Here is a 20321-nt window from a genome sequence, read left to right on the forward strand (position 1 = left end):
CACTAGAAGCGCCTGGCCGAGGTCGGCGGCGGGCATGTCCTGCCCGGAAGCCCCGCATACGTCCTTGGCGTGCGAGATGCCATTGCCGATGCATATCTCGGCAAACTGCAGCCGCATGCGCACAGCAGGCTCAACTTGCACTAACCGGCGATCTCCCATAGCGACGGGGTCACGCCCGCCGAACACGCCGGCCTGGTGCGGCCGCTGGAGGTGGTTCGCACCCACACCGGCCACACGCTGCGTGTGGCCGACTTCCTGCTGGCCGGGCGGAACGCAGGCTAGTGCAGCGGTTTCGACCTGACTAATCTCTGGCGGCTGGAAAGCGCGGGTGCTTGCTGAGTGCGTCACCTGCTGCCCGGCCTTGTCAGAGGATTGGCCGGGGTGTGTCACGAACGCAGGCGAGAGCCTGGCTTCAGTCTGCGTTGCCGGACATCCCAAGCACCTCGATGACCACCCGAGCGGCGCAATCGTTCAGGACGAAGTCTCGGTTTGCGAGCATTGCCGCCTTGTCGAAGACGCTGCGGTTTCCGCTTGCGGCCGGTTCCGCCGCGAGAACGGCGAGCGCGCGTCGTTCGGGGTGGCCGATGGCCGATACTGCCGGCGCATGCACCGTATGCCTGAAAGCAGTCAAAGGACAATGACCGCTCGCGATTGCCGCCCCAAGAGCTAAATTTCTTCTGTTGATTGCCGTTACACATGCAACGGCCGCCAACAGCAACAGCATCTTGAGGATCATGCAACATCCACCAGTCAGAAGAAGAATTCAATCTCTCCCGCTGAAGTGGATGGCCTGCGTCCTCATCGTCTGCCAAAGCGCAATGCTGGCGGGCTGCGGCGATTACGGCCCGGATATGAAAGCCGAACTCGCCGGAAAGCTCTCGAATCAATGGCAGGTCAGAGGCCTACAGATCAAGGCGTGGGAAATTGTGCGCCGGGAACCTCGGCAATGGCATTACCGCTTCACCGCGACGGTTCTCCCTACTGAGGATTTGTACAAAAAAATCGGGACCTTGAACAATACCGCGGTCCTGGTGCCAGCCGCCCAGAAGGGCGAAGTGGAATCCCTGTCCGGAACCGCGGATGCCAGATTCGACGGGGAAAGCTGGCGCAGTCAGTTCGATTTCGACCGTGCCGCTGCATTCTTTGACGGTGCGCCGAAGACCGCCCATGGCGCGAATATCGTCATCGTGGGCAATCCGGGCTTTCATGCATTCCTCGCATCGGCGGAGACAGAGCTCCAGAAAAGAGAAGAGAAGCTTGGCAACGATGAAGCCTTGTTCTCCCAAAGAACCGGTGAATGGGATGCGTCGAACAATGCGTTCAAGGAAAGCGTCCAGCAAATCCAAAACGACCTCGAGTCCGAACAGAAGCAGTTGCAGCAGGAGCAACTGAACATCAGATCGAGCGTCGGACGGGAGGTGCAGGCAGCCAGTCTGGGGCTGCAAGCCGAAATGCGCGAAAGACTGGATGGGCACAGGAAAGATCTTGACGCGCGCAACGCGACGCTGACGCAAGCCTATCGCGCAAAAATGCAGGCATTGCAGGCGCAGTACCGGGACATGCAGAGCCAGCGCCTGTCCCGTGACGAGTACAGCGAAAGGAGCCGTCAGCTTCGCGAGCAGGAGTCGGCAATACAGAAGCAGTATCGCGAACAGCTCGACCTGGCCCGCGACACTTACTCGAGCCGCGTGAAAGCCACGCAACAGGAATTCGACGCGCGCCGCGCAAGGCTCCAGGATGACATCACGAGCGACGTGACGGCCAATGTCGAAAGGTCGGGCGCGGCGCTACAAGAAAAGCGCGCGCGGCAACAAGGCAGTCTTCAGACTTCTCAAGACCAGCTGATGGATCAGCGCAACAAACTCGAGAAATTATCTTCCGACGTGCAGAGCCAGAAAGCCGAGCTTGCCCAGCAGCGTCAGCTGCTCGAGCAGCTCAAGACACAAGCGAACTGATCGGCCTTTTCGGAACGTCTCATGCTACAAATCATCATCGGCTTTTTTCTCCTGTGCATGGCGCTGGCGTTGTTGGGCAAGATTGTGCCCCTCGCGCTAAAGATTGCAGCGGCGCTGGCGGGCATCGCACTTGCCGTCGTGGTAGGGGTGCCCGTGGCAATCGGCATGGGCATCGAACGGCTAGCGCGCAAGAACAACCGCCGGCCCATGGCCAGCGGGATAGCGATGGTCATAGGCTGCGCCGTGGCGGTCTGGGTGGCGTATGACGGTTACGGCTGGATATCGGGACTTGGAATCGACAGCCTCAAATACCTGGTTCCTGCATTGCTGCCCATCCTTATCCATGTGCAGCACAAACGCCGGCTGGCAGCCGAGCGCGATGGCCTCGAGATCAGCCTGCCGGCGCAGAAGGCCGACCTCACCTATCAGTTGTTCTTCAGCGCAATCAGCCTCTGGCTGTTCTCTGTCATCGTACAGGCCTTCTTTCCCGCGCTGGTGACACTGGTATTCTCGCGATCATCCACCGTGTGGTGGTTTGACCTGGGATATTGCGTGGCTTCCTGCCTGGTCATGGTCGCAGCCATTGTCTTTGAGAAGGGCTATGCCGACGTAATACGGGGCATCAAGACCACGATCGCAGGCAACAAGAAGGCGCTTAACCTGACCGCGACGATCGCGGCGCTTCACAAGGGTTCTTCCCAGGTCGACGCCGACGATGTCGAAACCATCGTCCTCGGGGTGGCAAATGTGGCCAACAATGCGGGCCTGGTCGAGCTCTTCGAGCTTTGCGGCGAGATCTGGTTGTTCGACAAGGCTTGCCACGATACCGCGCTCACGCAATACCGGGCATTGCTGGAACAGGAACTGCGTCATCACCGCGATGTGGCCAGGCAGCGCATCGGCGATTACTTTCCTGTGCCACAGGCAGAAGCGCAAGACTATTTCGATCGATACCTCGATTTCGTGGAGCAATGCGATTTCGATGATGGCTCCTATATCGTCACGCATGGCCGGAAAGACGAATTGAACTGCTGCAGCTCATGCGGCCTGGTGCGTGAGCACGGCGGTGCCAGGAATGATGAATGGTACTGCTCGCCCATTTGCCATGAGACGGAGCAGATCTGCACATCGATCAAAGACAAGCCACTCAGCGAGTTTTTGAGCGACGCTTCGTCGACCGGCTTTCTTGTGATCGAAATGGGTGGGGCCTGGTCGCAGAACCATAAGATGGTTGCCGCCGGGGGGCAGGGGCATGGCTTCGCAGCCGAAAGGGCGAATACCATGCATGACAGGCTCGCAGGGAAATCCGCCAAGGTGATTGGCGACGACAATGCAAAGAATGGCGCAGACCGCCTGGTGAATGGACAAGAGATCCAGACGAAATATTGCAGCACCGGCGCGCGCAGTATCGGCAGTGCCTTCGATAACAAAGGCGATGGCACCTTCCGCTACTTCGATTCGGACGGCAAGCCCATGCCTATCGAGGTGCCGCGAGACCAGTACGATCAAGCTGTCAAGACAATGAAAGGCAAGATCGAGCAAGGAAAAGTGCCAGGCGTTACGGATCCCGCGCAGGCAAAGGACCTTGTCGTCAAGGGCCACTTGACCTACGAGCAGGCAAAGAGCATCACGCGCTTCGGCACCTTCGACTCGGTCAAATACGACGTGCAGGAGGGCGCTATCGTCAGCATCGGTGCCGGCGGCATCAGCTTCGCCGTCACGGCGACGATTTCCTACCTGAATACCAATGACACAAAGAAGTCCTTGCAAGCTGCCTGCATACAGGGCGGCAAGACCTTCGGCAAGACACTGGTCGTCTATGTGGGTACGCAACAGCTGCATCGGCTGGCCACGGTGCAGGCGGCGGTGAAGTACATCGAGGTGGGCAGAATCTCCAAGCCCATGGCTGAAGCGCTCCAGAAGAGCATGGGGGTGAGCAGCCGCAACCAGCTCAATCACGCTCTTCGCGGAACCGTCGTGGCATCGCTGGTCATCGTGGCGGTGTCATCGGGACCTGACTTGCTCAAGATGATCCGCGGCTGCATGTCGGGCGCCCAATTCACCAAGAACCTGGCCGTCACGGCAAGCAGCACGGCAGGAGGCGCCGTAGGGGCCATCGCCGGCGGCGCTATCGGCGCGTCCTTCGGGCCGGTCGGCATCTGGGTCGGCAAATTCGCCGGCGGCTTCATTGGTGGCGCGATCGCCGGCACCGTGACCAACTCGATCGCCAAGAGCCTGATGAAGGAAGACGGGGAGAGGATGCTGGAAATCGTCCAGCGACAAGTTGAATACCTGGCCGTGCTATTCATGCTGACCGAACGCGAGGTGGAGAGCCTGAGTGCCAACCTTAACAATGTGATCACCGCGAAGGCGCTCGAAGTCATGTACGCCAGCACTTCGCACAAGGCATTTGCCAATATGCTGGTCAAGCCCGTCGTGGTCGGCATCGTCAAGCAGCGGCCGGTCCTGAGTTATGACGTCAACGATGTCCTTGAGTCCTTCGACGGCAAGCCGCTGATTTCGAATGCGGCAAACGATGAGATGTTGGCCGAAGCGGCTGCCTAGATTGATCGGCGCTGGATAGCAGAACATCGACCATTTGTGCATCGCACACATTCGGTGTGCACGGTAAGCGCCGGCTGCGCTTGGGAAGATCTCAGATCGTGTCGTCGGTCTCGGACGCTCTGAACAGGGGATTGATCGCCTCCAGGACTTCTGCAGTCCCGACAATCCGAGTGCCCTCGGCGCAAGCAGGCATTCCTTTCAAGCTTCAGTCCGATCCGGCAGCACTTTGCCCTGAAACGCGCAGACCAGGCGCGCTGTGGCCGGGCTTGCCGTGCTGCTTGCCGTGATGGTGATTCCCTGGCGCGGCACCCTGCGCGCGCCGGCCGTGCTCAGCGCGAGCCAGAGCCAGTCGCTCTACGCGGCCCAGCCCGGCTACGTGAGCGGCGCCGCGGTGCATGCCGGGCAGGCAGTGGCCGCCGGTCAGTTGCTGGCGCAGCTGGTGTCGCCGGACCTGGACTACCGCTTGGCCGCCGCGCAGGCGCAAGCACAGCAATTGCGCTGGCAGGTCGAGCAGCAGCCATTTGCCACCAAGCTGCGCGAGGAGGGCGATGTGCTGCGCCGCCGCTGGGCCGCCGCCCAGGCGGAAGTGGCGGGTCTTTCCGAAGAGCGCAAGCGCCTGGAGGTGCGCGCGCCGTTTGCAGGGCGCGTGGTGAATGCCAACCTGCTCCTCGCCGATGGCGCGTGGCTGGCGCGCGGCGAGCCGCTTTACCATATCGTCGGCCAGGATAGCGAGCTGAAAGCGGAAGCCTTCATCGGCGAGCAGGACCATGCCGCGCTCACCGCCGGCAGCAGCGGCGTCTTCGTCGCCAACCTGCCGGAGTTCGGCTCGGTGCGCTGCGCCACCGCGCACACGGACCAGGTCAACGTAGCCGGCCTCGAGCAACGCACGCTGGCCAGCCTCTACGGCGGCCCCATCGCGGTCACGCGCAGCCAGCACAATGGACTGGCGCCGACCACGGCCATCTTCCGCGTGCGCTTGTCGCATTGCGACCCGCTGCCGCTGACGCGGGAATTGCCGGGTACCGTGCTGCTGGCACGCCAGCGCCATAGCCTGGCCGGCGATGCCTGGACTGCGCTGCTCGGTCTGATGCAGCGTGAACGCGGCCTTTGATCGCGCAGCCCGGCGCGAAGAGCCAGATTCCGCACAGCATGCTCATCTCGCTGAACCGACGTGCGACACCGACCAGCGCCGGTCGTCTCCTGCCCACAACAGCCTTTCAACATTCCGGCGAGAGGACGTTCGTTTTCCGGGCGACCCGATGATCGGGAATAGAGCGTGGCAAGACATCGCACCATAGATCGACAACAACACACGATTACCGCCGCAGCCACCCGTACACCGCGATTCGCAAGTCGACGCCCCTGGTTGTCAAGACGCTGTTTTGGGCACCGTTAGTACCAGCCCCTTCTGGCCGGAGCCGCGCACTTTCGGCTAGTTCTTCGGCACAAAGCCTGAAGTCCGGAAAACCGATCGGTCCACTTTGTCAGCCCGATGGACACCAGTGATCGTCCCATGTTCGCTGGTTGTCTGTAAGCGCACTGGCTCCCCCATAAAGTATTTTCTCCTGTGCTATAGTCTCTGCACTCATGTGACTGGCGCATACAGATAGAGCACTATCGGGGAGCATGAGGTTGCTGGCCGCCGCGCGCCTGGGCATTGCCTACTATCCTTGGAGATGGGTTATGCCTGATTTCGAAAATATTTTCATGTTCGCTCTTGTGGCGTTGGGAATGGTTTTAACGCCAGGGCCGAACATGGTTTATCTGATTTCCCGCTCAATTTGCCAAGGTAGACGCGCAGGCCTCATTTCGTTGGGAGGCGTTGCTCTGGGCTTTGTGTTCTATATGCTCTGTGCAGCATTCGGAATCACAGCTTTCGTATTTGCCGTACCTTACGCTTACGACACGCTTCGCTTCGGCGGCGCTTTGTACCTTCTATATCTTGCCTGGCAAGCGGTCAAACCGGGCGGACGGTCCGCGTTTGCAGTACGTGACCTACCGGTCGATACCCCAAGGAAGCTCTTTGGCATGGGGTTTATCACCAACCTGGCGAATCCCAAGATCGCCGTCATGTATCTGTCTCTGCTTCCCCAATTCATTACGGCAGGACACGGCAGTGTGCTTACGCAATCGCTGGCGCTCGGCAGCGTTCAGATTTCGATCAGCCTCGCTGTGAATGCATTGATCATAGTGACGGCCGGGTCGATATCTACCTTCCTGTCGGGACGCCCGCTATGGCTATCGGTGCAGCGCTGGCTGATGGGAGGCGTTCTTACAGGTCTGGCGGTGCGGATGGCATACGAATCCAAGAAATAGCGTCACCTTGCCAATACGTCGGCGAAGGTGAAGAACATTTCATTGGTTCCGAGGGAAACACCGCGCCTCAACCCTGCTCGCACCGCGGCACGCTTAGCGAATCCCTATCTGGTCGAGCGAGACATCGGGAATGCCAGTCTCGCTCGACTCACCCCGCACCTTCTGCCGCGCGGCAATCCATTGGTCCATCTTGCGTTCCAGCAGGTCTAGTGGCATGACGCCATCTTTGAGAACCTCGTCGTGAAATTCACGAATGTCAAAGGCATGGCCAAGCCGGGCCTGTGCCCGATCCCGCAGCGCCAGGATCTTTAGCTGCCCGATCTTGTAGCTGAGCGCCTGTCCGGGCCAGGACATATAGCGTTCCACTTCACGACGCGTGTTGGCGTCCGATCCACCACCATGGCTGTGCAGGTAGTCGATTGCCTCTTGCTTTGTCCAGCCCTTTTCGTGCAGGCCTACATCCACCACCAGCCGTGCCGAACGCAGCAATTCTTGCTGCAGCATGTCAAGCTGGTCATGCCGTGTAGCGTACACCCCCAATTCACTGCCCAGACTTTCTGCGTACAGCGCCCACCCTTCACCAAACGCGCTGTACCAGAGCTTCCTCCGAAACAGCGGCAGTGACTTATTCTCAATCTGCAGTGCTATTTGCATATGGTGACCCGGGACGACCTCATGAAGGAAGAGGCTCTGCGAGACCGAGGCACTGCCGTTGCCGCCATACACCGAAGCGGCGTTGAGGTAGAAAATTCCCGGACGCGAGCCGTCAGTTGGCGGAAAGATATAGCTCGATGACATCGACTGCTGCCGGTAGGCCTCTATCGCCCGGATCTCGTAGCCTGTCGTTGGGAGGCGTCCGAACACTCCGGACAGCACGGCATTCACTTTTGCGCCGGTTTCCCGATAGGCTGCCAACAGACTCTCGGCATCGGTATAGGCGGGCAGTGGCGCTTCCCCGCTTGCAATGATCTCCGTGCGCAGCCGGTGGATCTCTTGCTGGATGCGCTGTACCTCAGCTTGGCCAGTGCGGTAAATCTGGTCAGGCTCCAAGTCCAGTGTGGTCGAACGCTTCACGGCACTGCGGTACATCTCGTTGCCGCCCGGTAGTGCCCCAATGCCCGCACTCGTGCGGCATGCAGGCAGATATTCGTCCCGGATAAAAGTTCGCAGTCGCTGGTACGCCGGGATGAGCTTCGATTCGATCGCCATCGAATATTGCACGGTAAGCGAGTTCCGGCTCGCCTCGTCGAAATCCGATGGGAACTGCCGGATAGGTTGATAGAACATGCTCAGGTCGGCACGCTTCACAATCTGTGCTTCCAACTGGGCTAGCACCGGGATCATCAGATCGCGCGGTTGCGTCATTTCCTGCCGCATCCCCTCACGCATATTGGCGATTGCGGTATCGGTCCAGACGACGAAGCCGTCGATCCGCTTCAGGAAGTCCTCATAGTTGCGCACCGTCTTGAACGGGTGGCTGCCCTTGCCAGAGCCGATCACCGGAAATGCGGCAGGCCAGCCGCCGGCCGGATTGATCGGCATCAGATACCAGCGAAAGCGCTCTTGCTCGATACACTCGTCTAACCGCCGCCGGAAGATTTCGACGCTCAAGATCTCCTGCCGTGAAAGCTCCGCTTGGGGAATCTCCTTTACCGCCGTCAGGTAACGCCGGCACAAGGCGGTCAAGTTGCGTCGATATTCTTCGCTGAGATCGTTGGCAAAGACGCTGTCGTACTTGCGCACGCCGGAATCGCTTGCGCTGAACGGGTTATATGGCGCAGTATCGTTTGCGTACGAGCGAAACAACCTGTCGAGCTGCCCCGACGGTGAGCTGGCACTCCAGGTGCAGCCGGTCGTAGCAAGTGCCAGCGCAAGCCATGCCAAGCGATGCTTCACCACGAGCAATCCTTGGCCATTGCGACAACCACGAAGCCATCCCATATGGTTCTCCCCCACTCCGGGTGCAGTAGCTGCAGAATCGAGCAGGATAGCGGGGCCATCACCAGTGCACTCTAGGTAGAAACCTTAGCGTATCGGCAAAGGGCCGAGTCGAATCGTATAGCCGTGACAATCGACAAGGCCTCGGCATTGAACCCATCCCGGCATTTCATTTTCAGAAGCGGACGCCCACATGCCGGTGACGGCCGCTACCAGAGATTCAAAAGTACCCAATTCTCGGCCGGATTGGCTTCGCACATGCCGAATGGCGGCGCATCTTCCAGCCAGTATGGATCTGGTCCGCGCGGAAGATGTCAACGATATCGCTGCTGCCCGCTGACGCGGTGGCCCTCCAGCATGGCACGAGGCAAGACAATTCTCGATATTATTTCACTTTCGTGAAATAATATTCAGGCCGCTCCTCGCAGGAGTTCCAGTCCATTCGGGTTGCACATGCCACGACCGTTGCCAGATTCAACATTGCCATCCCGCGCCACGATCAAGATGTGCTCCCATCTTGGGGATAGAGTGCGCGCGACTCGCGCCGCCCAAGGACTCCCCATCGATCAGGCCGCCCGAATGTGCGGGGTGTCCGTGGGAATGCTGTCGAAGCTGGAGAACGGGAAGGGCGTCCACCTCGACTATGTACTCCGCGCTCTAGACGGCTTGGGTTTGACCATGCTGGTCGTCCCAAAGGAGCACGTACCTCTCCTCGAGCAGGCGGCGTCCCATGCGGCACGAGAGTCGAAGGCATATGAAGAAGGGCGTGCCAGGGACCGGGAATGGGATTGACTGCCGGCCGGGCAGGCCAGTCTGAACGCAAAGGATTAATCTCGGCAATCGAGAAGAAGTCACTACCGCGACGGTAGGCCTGAGGATGGCGACGGATTCGATCTTCCTCCGCCAGAATGGCCAGGCTGTTATTGCAATTAACCGCCGAAATTCCAGGCCGCCCACTGGTGGATAGCGAGTAGGGGGCCTGCCGCGCTTAGGTTGACCTGCATCAGCCGCTGTTGCAAGCGCGTTGTCTTCGATTCCCATCGTCACATCACCCTTCGCGATCAAGCCAGCGTTGCAAGCCTTCCAGTTCTTGACGCGGGTTTGCTCGGCTTGCCTTCGTCTCTGCGCATCTTCCCGGCAAAGTCGAGAAGATGCGCAGTTTCGCCGAAATTACCAATGTGATCCGAGATGGCGGAACACAAGCGTTTCACCATGGCCACGGACATCAAGGCCTATTTCTGCAATCCTCGGCATCCATGGCAATGCGGCTCGAACGAAAACGCGAACGGCCTCTTGAGACAGTATCTTCCCCAAAGGAATCGTTCTCTCCGTCTATTGTGTTCGTGTCAAACTCTGTTTCGTCGGGATGCAATCACGTGCGTCGCCAAGCGCATGATTTTATTCGGCGTGCTGTGTCAAACTCTATTTTTCGTCCACCGCGGCGGCCGCTGGGCAGCTAGATTATTCCGCCAGGCGCGTTCCGCTACACAATCTACCGATGCTCCAGGCAAGCTACAAGACCGAAACCTATTGGGAACAGTACCAGTCCTTTTTCCCAGCACATGCGCGCGTAGCCGCCGCCAGCGGTCCGAATGAAGAGTGGCTCCCCTGGCGGGGAGCATCGATCCATGTGGATCGGTTCCCCTGCGCCGCATCGCCGCTGACGGTGATCGTGGTGCATGGAGGGGGAGGCTACGGCCGACTGTTCGCGCCGCTTGGCAAACTACTGCACGGCGCCGGCTACGAGGTAGTAGCCCCGGATCTACCCGGATACGGGTTGAGCCAGGCGCCACCGTCACTGGTCACTTACAAGGCGTGGACCGACTTGCTATGCGATCTGGCGTCCACCGAGTACCGGAACACCGGGCGACGCGTAGTATTGTGCGGCGGCAGCCTTGGTGGCTATCTGGCTTACCTGTGCGCGGCGCGGATGGGCGCTGGTCCGATTGCTGGCGTGATCGCCACCACCCTGGCGGATCCGCGCTCATCGCTGGTGAAGCGCCAGTTTGCCCGCAACGCGCTGGTGCTGCACGCCATGATGCCACTGTTGCCCATCTGCGCGCCTCTGATCGGCAGGCTGAGACTGCCCGTGAAGTGGTTTACCAGGATGGACGCGATGTCGAACAATCCCTCGCTGAACCGGCTCGTTGCCGACGACCCCTATGGTGGCGGCGTACGCGTGCCGCTCGCTTTCATGCAGTCAATTTTCGCCGTGCGGCCGAACATTGAGCCCGAAGACTTCGATCACTGCCCTATCCTGCTGGCGCACCCTGGAAACGACCGCTGGACGGGCTTCGAATCGAGCCGGCAGTTCTTTGACCGCATCAAGGGCGAGAAGAGATTGGTCATGTTGGAAAACTGCGGCCATCTTCCAGTGGAGGAGCCAGGCATTGCGCAACTGGAACAGGCTTCGATCCGATTCCTGGGGGAGATTGCCGCGCTCATGGCCATGTGACATTGGCTTGTGATGTGCTCGGGAGAAACCAATCACCGCACTTGCTCTCAATCTGCGGCAATCACCTCCGGCTGTCTGCAGTCATCGCCCGTGCCATGGCAAGCTTGCCGACGCCGGCTGGCGAACAAGTATTGGCAGCCTTTGCGCGCAAGCGCTACAAATAAGCAGCCAACAGCGAGGCCGCCCACGCCAGGCGATCGTCTCAAAAAAGGCCAAGTTCCCTCGCGCGTGCCACGGCCTGCATCCGGTTGCCTGTGCCCAACTTGCCATTGATGCGGCGCAGGTGTGTCTCGACGGTGTTTTCCGAAACAAACAGCAAGCGCGCCAGGGCCTTGTTGGAATGGCCATCGGCGACACGCCGGATGATCTGGAGTTCACGGGGGCTGAGCAGGCCTTCCTGTTCGCCGCGCACGGGCGTCCCGCGCTGCGATGAGGCCTGTGCGGCCTGTATCAGCCGCTCAAGGTACCGCGGATCGAAGACATGCTGCCGCGTGCCAGCGACGCCAGCAGTGGTTGCAGATGCCACGGCTCATCGGCAAGGATCCGCTGTGCCTGCCATGCCTGGGCCTGTGCCAGGGCACGCTCAAGCCAGATCTGCGCTTGCGCTGACCGGCCCGCGGCATGGTGCGCCTGCGCCAGCAGCCAGGCGAGGCGCACGGCACGCCGCGCACGGCCGCTGCTCTCTGCAAGGCGTAGTGCGGCTTCGACGCGTTCCACATCGGCTTCCTCGTCGGGGGCAACCAGCGCAATGCGAAAGCTGGCGATCTCGAGATCGTCGAGGTCGTCCGAGTAACGCATCAGGGTACCGGAAGGTGGCGCCAATGACGCGGCCAGGGTCAACGCATGCCTTGCGCTGGAGACATCACCCGCCAGTAAGGCAAGACGGCTCCTGTCGACGGCGGCCGCCATGCCCAGGCGCGCAATGCCGCGTGCGTCGCCAAGTTCCTGGAGTGTGTTGAGCTGCTCCAGGGCCTTGCCGGAGTCGCCGCCCAGCCAAGCGATGCGGGCAACAAGCCGATGGGCGACGATCAGGTGGTCCGGCAGGCAGGTATCGCGAATCAGGGGCAGGTATTCGCTCAGCAGCGCGTCGGCGGCGGCGCTGTCGCCAAGTTCGTAGAGTGCTTCAGCCAGCAGTGTGCATGCAACCGGGCCCGAGCTCGTGTAGCGTTGCCCGCTGGCAATGATGCGGTTCAGCATGGCACTGAAGCGGGCAAGGCCGTCGCGGACATTGCCCTGCAGCATGTCGATCATGCCTTCGATGCAGGCGCTGTAGGTCAATCCGTAGATCGCGTTGACGGATTCGAGCTCGCGCTTTGCCTGCAGCAGGGCATGCCGGGCCGGGACAAAGCGTCCCTGCAGCATATCGCCGTACGCCACCGCGTTGTGGAGCAGGCCGCTGACAAAGGGCGACGCGGGCTCCGCGCCCGCCAGGGCCATGCGCGCCGCCAGGACGGCATCGTCCATCCGGTCCAGCCAGGCTGACAACATGACCCGCAAGACGGTGACGTCTTCCTCGTGGCTGGCTCCGGGATGCTTCTCCAGCGCGCCCAGCAGGCGTTCCGCGGCGGCATACCGGTGCAGGAAAACCATGGCGTACGCGGTAGCGGCCAGCACGGCAGGACGCCGTTCAAGTTCGGCGTGCGGCAGCGTGTCCGCCCACTGCACCACCAGGGCCATTTGCCCACCACGTACATAATCCATGCCGCAGCGTTCGAGCAGGTCGGCGCTCAGCGCGGTATCGCCGGCAGCCGAAGCATGCGCGATGGCCTGGGCGTAGCGGGCCGTCGATGCCAGCCAGTTCGCCGCGCGCACATGCAGCCCGGCCAGTTCCTGCGCCGCGGTGCGCGAGAGTTGTGCACGAAGGAACTGCCTGAACAGGGGATGGTATCGATACCAGTCGCCTTCGGCCTCGATCGGCAACAGGAAGAGATTGTCGCTGACGCTCTGCGCAATCCAGTCCGCGCTGTCCGCGCTCCCGAACGCCGCATCGCAGAGCTGGGGGCAGAACGCCTCGAAGATGGACGAGCGCAGCACGAAGCGGCGATGGGGCTCGGACAGCCTGGACAGCACGTCTTCGGCCAGGTACTCCGCGAGGTTGCCGCTTGTGCCGGAAAGCTGCTGCAGCCACGCGCGCGAGTCTGCGCGCCCGGCCAGTGCCGAGGCCGCGAGCTGCAGCGCCGCGGGCCAACCCTCGGTGCGGGCCTGGAGTTCGCCCAGGTCCGCATCCGCCATGCCGATGCCACGGCAGCCCGTGATGTAGTCGCGGACTTCGCCGGCGCTGAAGCGCAGCATCGGCGCGTCGATTTCCAGCAGGCGCTGTTGCACGCGCAGGCGCCCGAGCGGCAGGCCAGGCTTGTGGCGTGAGCCGAGCACCAGGCGCTGGCCCGGGCCAAGGCTGAAGGCCAGCTCGCTGAAGAGGGACAGCACGCTGCTGTCCTTGACCAGCTCGAATTCATCCACGAACAGCACAAAGGGTGTCTCTACCCGGGACAGCACGTCGAGCAGCTGCCGGGCGGATCCTCCGGGCAGGCCCCGGGAGGCATCGATCCACTGGCCGGTTGACGGTGCTTCTCCCAGCGAAGGCAGTGCCGTGTGCAGGGCTGCCCAGAGATAAGGCGTGATCCGGCCCAGGTCGTTGTCAGCGCTGTCGAGATTCAGCCAGGCAGCCGGCACGCCGTGCTGCCGCGCCGCAACCAGGAGCTGTCGCATCGCGGTGGTCTTGCCAAAGCCGGCTGGGGCGCAGACCAGCGTCACGGCGGCGCGGCTGCCAGCCCAGGTGGCTGCAATGGCACTGCGCTCGACGCCTGGCCCGATCTCGCCGGGCGGCGCCAGCTTGAGCGGATTCAGGGGAGGGCCGGAGAATGGATCGTTGCCAGGGAGCATGGGCACGGTTCGACGTTGGCGGCACGAGGATCGGGGGGATCACGCGGGCACCAGCGTACCGCGTCCCGGCGCTGGCCGCCAGTGGCATATCAGGCACCGCACCCGCAATCACGGATTTCCGTGACACCGCGCCAGCCACCGATTCACGGTTCCGCGTGATGCAGGCGGAAGTCACGGCGCCCTAAGCTTCAGGCACAGAGATCGGACGCACCTTCAGACGTACCGACCGGAAACCTGAACACAAGGAGACACGCCATGCATGCCACGGCCACCCCTAACGTCGAACCGGCAGCCATGCCGGCTTCCCCGAAACCCAAGCTTGGTCCCCTCGGCGCGCAACCGGCGCTGTCCGAGACGGCGGCCATGGTCCAGCAGACGGTCCACCGCTTTGCCGAAGAGGTGCTTCGGCCGGTCGGCATCCGGCTCGACAAGCTGACGCCCGACGAGGTGATCGCGCCTGACTCGCCGTTCTGGAAGGCGCGCAAGCAGTACCTGGACCTGGGCTTCACCATCGAATCCATCTTCGAACTCGAGCCGTCCGAGCGCGCCGAGGTCCTTTGCGTGTTGTTCGAGGAGCTGGGCTGGGGCGACGCGGGCCTGGCCATCTCGATCGGCGCCGGCCTGCTGCCCGCTTTCATGGCGGCCGCATTCGGCAATCGCTTCCTGATGGAGCGCTTCCCGGACACGATGCTTGGCTGCTGGGGCATCACCGAGCCGGACCACGGCTCGGACTCGCTGGATGCGAATCGCATGATCTTCCATCCCCAAGGCAACTACGGGCGGCCCAACTGCGTGGCGACACTGGACGGCGATGCCGTCGTGATCAACGGCCAGAAGTCCGCGTGGGTATCCAACGGCACCATTGCCGAGGTCTGCATCCTCTACTGCGCCGCCGATTCCGGCAACGGCCCGGACAGCCGGCGCGGCTGCGCGGTCTATGTCCCGATGGACGCTCCCGGCGTCTCGCGCGGCAAGCCGCTGGACAAGATGGGCCAGCGCGCGCTCAACCAGGGCGAGATCTACTTCGACAACGTGCGCCTGTCGAAGGACTACCTGCTCGCCGGCCCCGATGACTACCTGACGGCGGTCTACGCCATCCACACCTTCGCCAATTCGATCATGGCCACCGTGTTCACCGGCACGGCCAGGTCCGCGTATGAGCTGGCGCTCGACTACGCCCATGAGCGCAAGCAGGGTGGCTTGCCGATTATCCGTCACCAGTCGGTGGCCCACCGCCTGTTCCATCTGGCACGTAAGGTGGAATGCTCCCGGGCACTTGCCCAGCGCGTCGTGCACTACAACCTGACCAACGATCCGCCCGCGCTGCATGCCGGGATGATGGCCAAGATCACCTCGACGCAGCATGCGTTCGAAGTGGCCAGCGACGCGCTGCAGATCTTCGGCGGCAATGGCCTGACGCGCGAGTATCCGATCGAGAAAATCCTGCGCGATGCGCGGGCGTCGCTGATCGAGGATGGCTGCAACGAGGTCCTGGCCATCAAGGGCGGGGCCTACCTGGTCGACGAGGAGCGTGCGTGATGGGCGCGAGCGAGGCTGGCGTGGCAACCGGCACTGCGGCCACGCGCGATGAACTGATCCTGGCCAACCTGATTGCCAACCGCGCGGAATCGGAGCCGGACCGCGACGTGCTGACTTTCGACCACGAGGGCGGCCCGGCCGAGGTCAGGACCTACCGCCAGCTCTGGGAGAATGGCTGCCGCATCGCGGCCGCCCTGGAACAGGCGGGCATGGCGCCAGGCGACCGGTTTGCGCTGCTGATGCAGAACCACCCCGAGTTCGTCGACGCCATGGTCGGCGCATCGATCAGCGGAACCGTGTTCGTGCCGATCGATCCCCGCACCCGTGGCGACAAGCTTGCTTACATGCTGCGCCATTCGGGCTGCAGGGGTGTCATCTGTGCCGACCATGCGCTGCAGACGCTGATAGCGGTCAGGCAGGACGTCCCGGACCTGCAATGGGTATGGCTGCTGGAGTCCGATTCCGCGAAGGTACTGCCGCTGCAGGGTGACTATCCGCGAATGGCGGATATCCTGGGCGCGGCGGTTACCCCGCAGACTGTCCGCAGCGTGGATCCGCTGGCCCCGATGCAGATCATGTACACATCGGGCACCACCGGCGATCCCAAGGGCGTGGTCATGCGGCACGCGCGCTACGGCGCCGCTGCGGGGTGGGCGCCGCTGTTTGGCTATGTACGCGATGACCGGCCCTATACCGGCCTCTCGCTGACGCACGGCAATGCACAGATCGTGACGCTGGCCGCGACGCTCAAGCTTGGCATGCGAGCGGTTTTCAGCCGGCGCTTCACCAAGTCTCGCCTGTGGGACGTCGCCCGCAGGTATGGCTGCACCACCTTCACGCTGCTTGGCGGCATGACCACTGCTGTCTATAGCGAGCCGCCCAAGGCCAACGACGCGGACAACCCGGTGCGCTTCGTCATCAGCGCGGGCATGCCCGCGGCCATCTGGGAAGCGTTCGCGAAGCGGTTCGATGTGCGCATCGTCGAGTTCTACGGCGCGGTGGAGGGCGGGCTCTCCGTCAACCTGGGCGAAGGGCCGGTTGGCAGCATCGGCAAGCCACCGTCTTTCCTCAATGTCCGGGTCGTCGACGAGCAGGACCGTGATGTCCCGGCAAACCAGCCGGGAGAACTGATCTTCCAGCTTGCCAACGGCACGCCGGCGGACGTGGTCTACCTGCACAACCCCGACGCGTCCGCGAAGAAGACCCGCGATGGCTGGCTGCGCATGGGCGATATCGGGCACCGCGACGAGCACGGCTGGCTCTACTTCGACTACCGCATCGGCGGCGGCATCCGGCACAACGGGGATTTCATCCAGCCCGGCGAGATCGAGAAGGTCATCGCCGAATGCGAAGGCGTGGCCGACGTCTATGTCTACGGCGTGCCGGCGGCATCCGGCGCACCCGGCGAGAAAGACGTGGTCGCCGCCATCGTGCCGGCAAGCGGCCGGGCACTTGACCCGCAGGCCCTGTTCGCCAGCTGCCGGAAGCGGCTGAGTGCCGGCATGGTCCCGGCCTACCTCCAGATCATCGCGGAAATACCCAAGACGGCTTCGGAGAAACCACAGGAGCGCTTCCTGCTGGAAGCCTTCCAGGCCCGGCGCGACAACGTTTTCCAGGAAGTACCGGCCTAAGCCACAAAACCGACAGGGCAAACCATGCCCGCCGTTGATTATCAGGAGACACAAAATGAGTACCGATCAATACCAAGTCGTCGTCTATGGCGCAAGCGGCTACACCGGCAAGCTGATTGCCTGGAAACTGGCCACCGCCGGCATTCCCTTCATTGCGGCCGGGCGCGACCAGGCACGCCTGGAGGCGCAGATGGCGCTGGTTCCGGAACTGGAAGGCCACGACTACCGTTGCGTGGGCGTGCGGCACGAACACGCCGACCTGCTGTCCCTGTTCACCGGGCGCAAGGTCGTCATCAATGTGGTGGGGCCGTTCATGCAACTGGGGCTGCCGGTGGTCCAGGCGGCGCTGGAGGCCGGTGCGCACTATCTCGACACGACCGGTGAGCAGGACTGGATGCTGCTGCTGAAGCGGGAGTTCGGCGAGAAGTTCCGCCAGCGCGACCTGCTGCTTTGCCCCGCGAACTCCTATATGTGGGCCGAAGGCGTGCTGGCCGCGGAGTTGGCGCTGGAAACGCCGGGCATCGACACGCTGGAAACCGTGTATCTGGCCGACTCGCAGGTCAGCGTGGCATCGACCATGTCGTTCCTGCGTATGTGCACCAATCCGCAGTACCGCATCCAGGACCGCGCGCTGGTCGAATGGCCCTATGCCACGGCGTATACCGTGAATGTGCCTGGCGAGCACGCCGCCATCATGGCCTTGCCGTGGAGCGGTGGTGGCGAGCCGGTCTGGTATGAGGGCGACGAACGTGTGCGCCATGCGCGCACGCTGGTGTCCTTCAAGAACCAGGAGGCGTTCCAGGCCGTGTTCGGCATGCTGCAGAAGTTCGAAGCCGAATGCCGGCAGCTCCCGCATGAGGAGCGGGAGAGGATCACCAATGACTGGGGCAAGGGCATGACCACGGTGGAGCCCCCGCGCGAGAACCCCGGCGTCAATCGCTGCGTGCTGTCGTGCTTCGGGCGCGGCAACACGGCATCGGTATCGGTCGTGCTGCGTGGCAATTCACCCTATGCGCAGACCGGTGTCTTCAACGCAGAGGCAGCCCGGCGCCTGCTGGCCGGCAAGCTGAAGGCCACGGGCTTTGCATCGCCGGCGGCGGCCTTCGGCGCGCGGGAACTGATCGGTGCCCAGGCGGAGCAGGGCTACCTGGCGTGGAACGTGACGCAGCGGTGAAGCGGAAATGACAGGACGGCGCAGGTGCGGGATGACTGCACGGCGCCATCACCTCGGGGGAAAGATAATGAGCGAGACGGTTTATATCGCCGGCGTCGGCATGACGCCATTCGGCAAGCAGATCGACAAGAGCATCAAGGACCTGACGCGCGAAGCCGTGACGTCAGCGCTGAAGGACGCGGGCTGCGAGGCCCGTGCGCTGCAAGGCGCCTTCTTTGCGAACTGCACGCAGGGGCATATGGAGGGCCAGGACATGATCCGCGGCCAGATCGCGCTGCGCAGCATGGGTATCCAGGGCATCCCGGTGATCAATGTCGAGAATGCGTGCGCCAGTGCCAGCTCAGCGCTGCACCTGGCGGTCCAGTACGTCAAGGCGGGCGCCGCCGATATCGTGCTGGCAGTGGGTGCGGAGAAGATGTTCTCCACCGACAAGGCGCGCACGCTGAGCGTGTTCGATGGGGCGTGGGACGTGCACGACAAGGAAGCCGGCACCGCCCGGCTACTGGCCATGGGCGAAGGTGTGGAAGTGCCGGATGGCTCGACCTCGCCCAAGCCCTACAGTGTGTTCATGGACATCTACGCGGCCATGGGCAGGATGCACATGCGCGAATACGGCTCGACGCAGCGCCATTTTGCCGCCGTCTCTGCCAAGAACCATCGGCATTCCGTCCACAACCCGCTGTCGCAATACCGCCAGGCCTACACCATCGAGGAAATCCTGGCTGCGCCACCGATCACGTTTCCGCTGACACTGCCGATGTGCTCGCCCATCAGCGATGGGGCTGCCGCCGCCGTTGTCTGCAGCGAGGCGGGTCTTGCCCGGCTCAACGGCAGCCGCAGCCGCGCCATCCGGGTGCTGGCGTCCGTCGTGGTGACCGGCAGCGACCGCGCACCGGCACAGCTTGCCGACCACCTTGTGCGCAAAGGGTCGGCCGACGCATACCGGATCGCCGGGGTGGGGCCGCGCGATATCTCGGTCGCGGAAGTGCATGACGCCAGCGCCATCGGCGAAGTGATCCAGGTGGAGGCACTCGGCCTCTGCGAACCCGGCGAGGGCGGCCTGGCAGCGGAGCGGGGCGATACGAGTATCGGCGGGCGCATCCCCGTCAACCCCTCCGGCGGCCTGGAGTCCAAGGGGCATCCAATCGGCGCCACGGGCCTTGGGCAGGTCTATGAGCTGGTATCGCAGTTGCGGGGAGAGGCAGGCGCGCGCCAGATAGGCGGTGCACGAATCGCCATCGCCGAGAACGGCGGCGGCCTGCACGGCGTGGAAGAGGCAGTGGCGTGCCTGACCATTCTGAGCAGGTAAACGGGCAGTCGGCGGGGAGGAGGTGGTATGACACCCGCTCAAGCACCTGTCGGGATCGTCGCGCGGCGGGGCACTGCGGTGCCGCACCGGCTCAGCGCCGAGCTCTCCGAGTTGCTGCGCAAGGCACGCGGCGTGAGCGCGTACGCGCGCCGGGCGGGGCTGGATCCGGAGCACATCGCGCAGGCAGCGGATTGTGAACTTTGCCTGGGCGGCGGAGCTTGGCGTGCCATTGGGGCATCGCGAACATTGCAAGGCCTTTGTCGACGAGGCCGTATGTCGCAGCATTCATTTTGGGTCCCTCCGATCCTCTGGTGGTGGCGACATCTACCACATTGGCACATCGATGCCGTTCGGTCCGGAGGGGCCCTTTCCATTTGTGGAGGGCGGCATCCCTCACGACGTCACTCGGCGCCCGGGAGGGACGCGTTCATACCATCTCTGCAATGGATACGTGCCGATCCCCTTCAGCCGCCCATAGTCGCAGCAACTCTATTCGCCAAACGGCTGATGAGCCGGCACCACCACCGCCCGCGCGTATACATCACGGACAACTGAA

General features: G+C 62.7%; 14 protein-coding genes, 1 pseudogene and 1 riboswitch. Of the genes and pseudogenes, 11 read left to right on the plus strand and 4 right to left on the minus strand.

Features of this window, described 5'->3' with window-relative positions; all coding sequences use genetic code 11:
• Positions 1-412: 412 nt before the first annotated feature.
• On the minus strand, positions 413-736 hold the full coding sequence (locus P3W85_RS07150) for a hypothetical protein (RefSeq protein WP_276264268.1): 324 nt from the start codon (positions 734-736) through the stop codon (positions 413-415).
• On the opposite strand from P3W85_RS07150, the gene P3W85_RS07155 reads away from it, so the two are divergent.
• The 4 genes from P3W85_RS07155 (at position 735) to P3W85_RS07170 (ending at position 6836) form a co-directional block, all read left to right on the plus strand.
• Positions 735-1955, plus strand: coding sequence for a hypothetical protein (locus P3W85_RS07155; protein ID WP_276264269.1), 1221 nt, complete (start codon positions 735-737; stop codon positions 1953-1955). The genes P3W85_RS07150 and P3W85_RS07155 overlap by 2 nt on opposite strands.
• Before the next feature lie 21 nt (positions 1956-1976).
• Positions 1977-4520 (plus strand): hypothetical protein, encoded by a 2544-nt coding sequence (locus P3W85_RS07160; RefSeq protein ID WP_276264270.1) that lies wholly within the window; start codon positions 1977-1979, stop codon positions 4518-4520.
• Between the two features lie 256 nt (positions 4521-4776).
• On the plus strand, positions 4777-5631 hold the full coding sequence (locus tag P3W85_RS07165) for an HlyD family efflux transporter periplasmic adaptor subunit (RefSeq protein ID WP_276264271.1): 855 nt from the start codon (positions 4777-4779) through the stop codon (positions 5629-5631).
• Positions 5632-6099: 468 nt separating this feature from the next.
• Positions 6100-6183: riboswitch (ZMP/ZTP riboswitch) on the plus strand.
• A gap of 20 nt (positions 6184-6203) precedes the next feature.
• Positions 6204-6836 carry a LysE family translocator gene (locus P3W85_RS07170; protein ID WP_017229054.1) on the plus strand — a complete coding sequence of 211 codons (633 nt, stop codon included), beginning with the start codon at positions 6204-6206 and terminating at the stop codon, positions 6834-6836.
• 93 nt (positions 6837-6929) lie between these two features.
• On the opposite strand, the gene P3W85_RS07175 is transcribed toward P3W85_RS07170, so the two are convergent.
• Positions 6930-8735, minus strand: coding sequence for a DUF885 domain-containing protein (locus tag P3W85_RS07175; RefSeq protein WP_276264272.1), 1806 nt, complete (start codon positions 8733-8735; stop codon positions 6930-6932).
• A gap of 543 nt (positions 8736-9278) precedes the next feature.
• Here P3W85_RS07175 and P3W85_RS07180 point away from each other — a divergent pair.
• The 3 genes and pseudogenes from P3W85_RS07180 to P3W85_RS07195 all read left to right on the plus strand — a co-directional run bounded on the left by P3W85_RS07180 (position 9279) and on the right by P3W85_RS07195 (position 11229).
• Positions 9279-9566, plus strand: coding sequence for a helix-turn-helix domain-containing protein (locus P3W85_RS07180; protein ID WP_051078547.1), 288 nt, complete (start codon positions 9279-9281; stop codon positions 9564-9566).
• Between the two features lie 393 nt (positions 9567-9959).
• Positions 9960-10170: pseudogene (locus P3W85_RS07190) on the plus strand (transposase); the annotation flags it as partial.
• 102 nt (positions 10171-10272) lie between these two features.
• Complete coding sequence (locus tag P3W85_RS07195) at positions 10273-11229, plus strand: alpha/beta hydrolase (RefSeq protein ID WP_276264273.1); 957 nt, start codon at positions 10273-10275, stop codon at positions 11227-11229.
• Positions 11230-11431: 202 nt separating this feature from the next.
• On the opposite strand, the gene P3W85_RS07200 is transcribed toward P3W85_RS07195, so the two are convergent.
• Positions 11432-11641 (minus strand): response regulator transcription factor, encoded by a 210-nt coding sequence (locus tag P3W85_RS07200; protein ID WP_276264274.1) that lies wholly within the window; start codon positions 11639-11641, stop codon positions 11432-11434.
• A gap of 38 nt (positions 11642-11679) precedes the next feature.
• Positions 11680-14112, minus strand: coding sequence for a hypothetical protein (locus P3W85_RS07205; RefSeq protein WP_276264275.1), 2433 nt, complete (start codon positions 14110-14112; stop codon positions 11680-11682).
• Between the two features lie 255 nt (positions 14113-14367).
• On the opposite strand from P3W85_RS07205, the gene P3W85_RS07210 reads away from it, so the two are divergent.
• The 4 genes from P3W85_RS07210 (at position 14368) to P3W85_RS07225 (ending at position 19765) form a co-directional block, all read left to right on the plus strand.
• Positions 14368-15651 carry an acyl-CoA dehydrogenase family protein gene (locus P3W85_RS07210; RefSeq protein WP_276264276.1) on the plus strand — a complete coding sequence of 428 codons (1284 nt, stop codon included), beginning with the start codon at positions 14368-14370 and terminating at the stop codon, positions 15649-15651.
• The gene (locus P3W85_RS07215; RefSeq protein WP_276264277.1) at positions 15651-17282 is read left to right on the plus strand and encodes a class I adenylate-forming enzyme family protein; all 1632 of its coding nucleotides are present in this window, start codon (positions 15651-15653) and stop codon (positions 17280-17282) included. Before P3W85_RS07210 ends, P3W85_RS07215 begins: the two co-directional genes overlap by 1 nt.
• A gap of 55 nt (positions 17283-17337) precedes the next feature.
• Positions 17338-18456, plus strand: coding sequence for a saccharopine dehydrogenase family protein (locus P3W85_RS07220; protein ID WP_276264278.1), 1119 nt, complete (start codon positions 17338-17340; stop codon positions 18454-18456).
• 67 nt (positions 18457-18523) lie between these two features.
• The gene (locus tag P3W85_RS07225; protein WP_276264279.1) at positions 18524-19765 is read left to right on the plus strand and encodes a thiolase family protein; all 1242 of its coding nucleotides are present in this window, start codon (positions 18524-18526) and stop codon (positions 19763-19765) included.
• Positions 19766-20321 lie beyond the last annotated feature (556 nt).

Origin of the sequence: Cupriavidus basilensis (assembly GCF_029335485.1) — a bacterium.
GTDB lineage: Bacteria > Pseudomonadota > Gammaproteobacteria > Burkholderiales > Burkholderiaceae > Cupriavidus > Cupriavidus basilensis_E.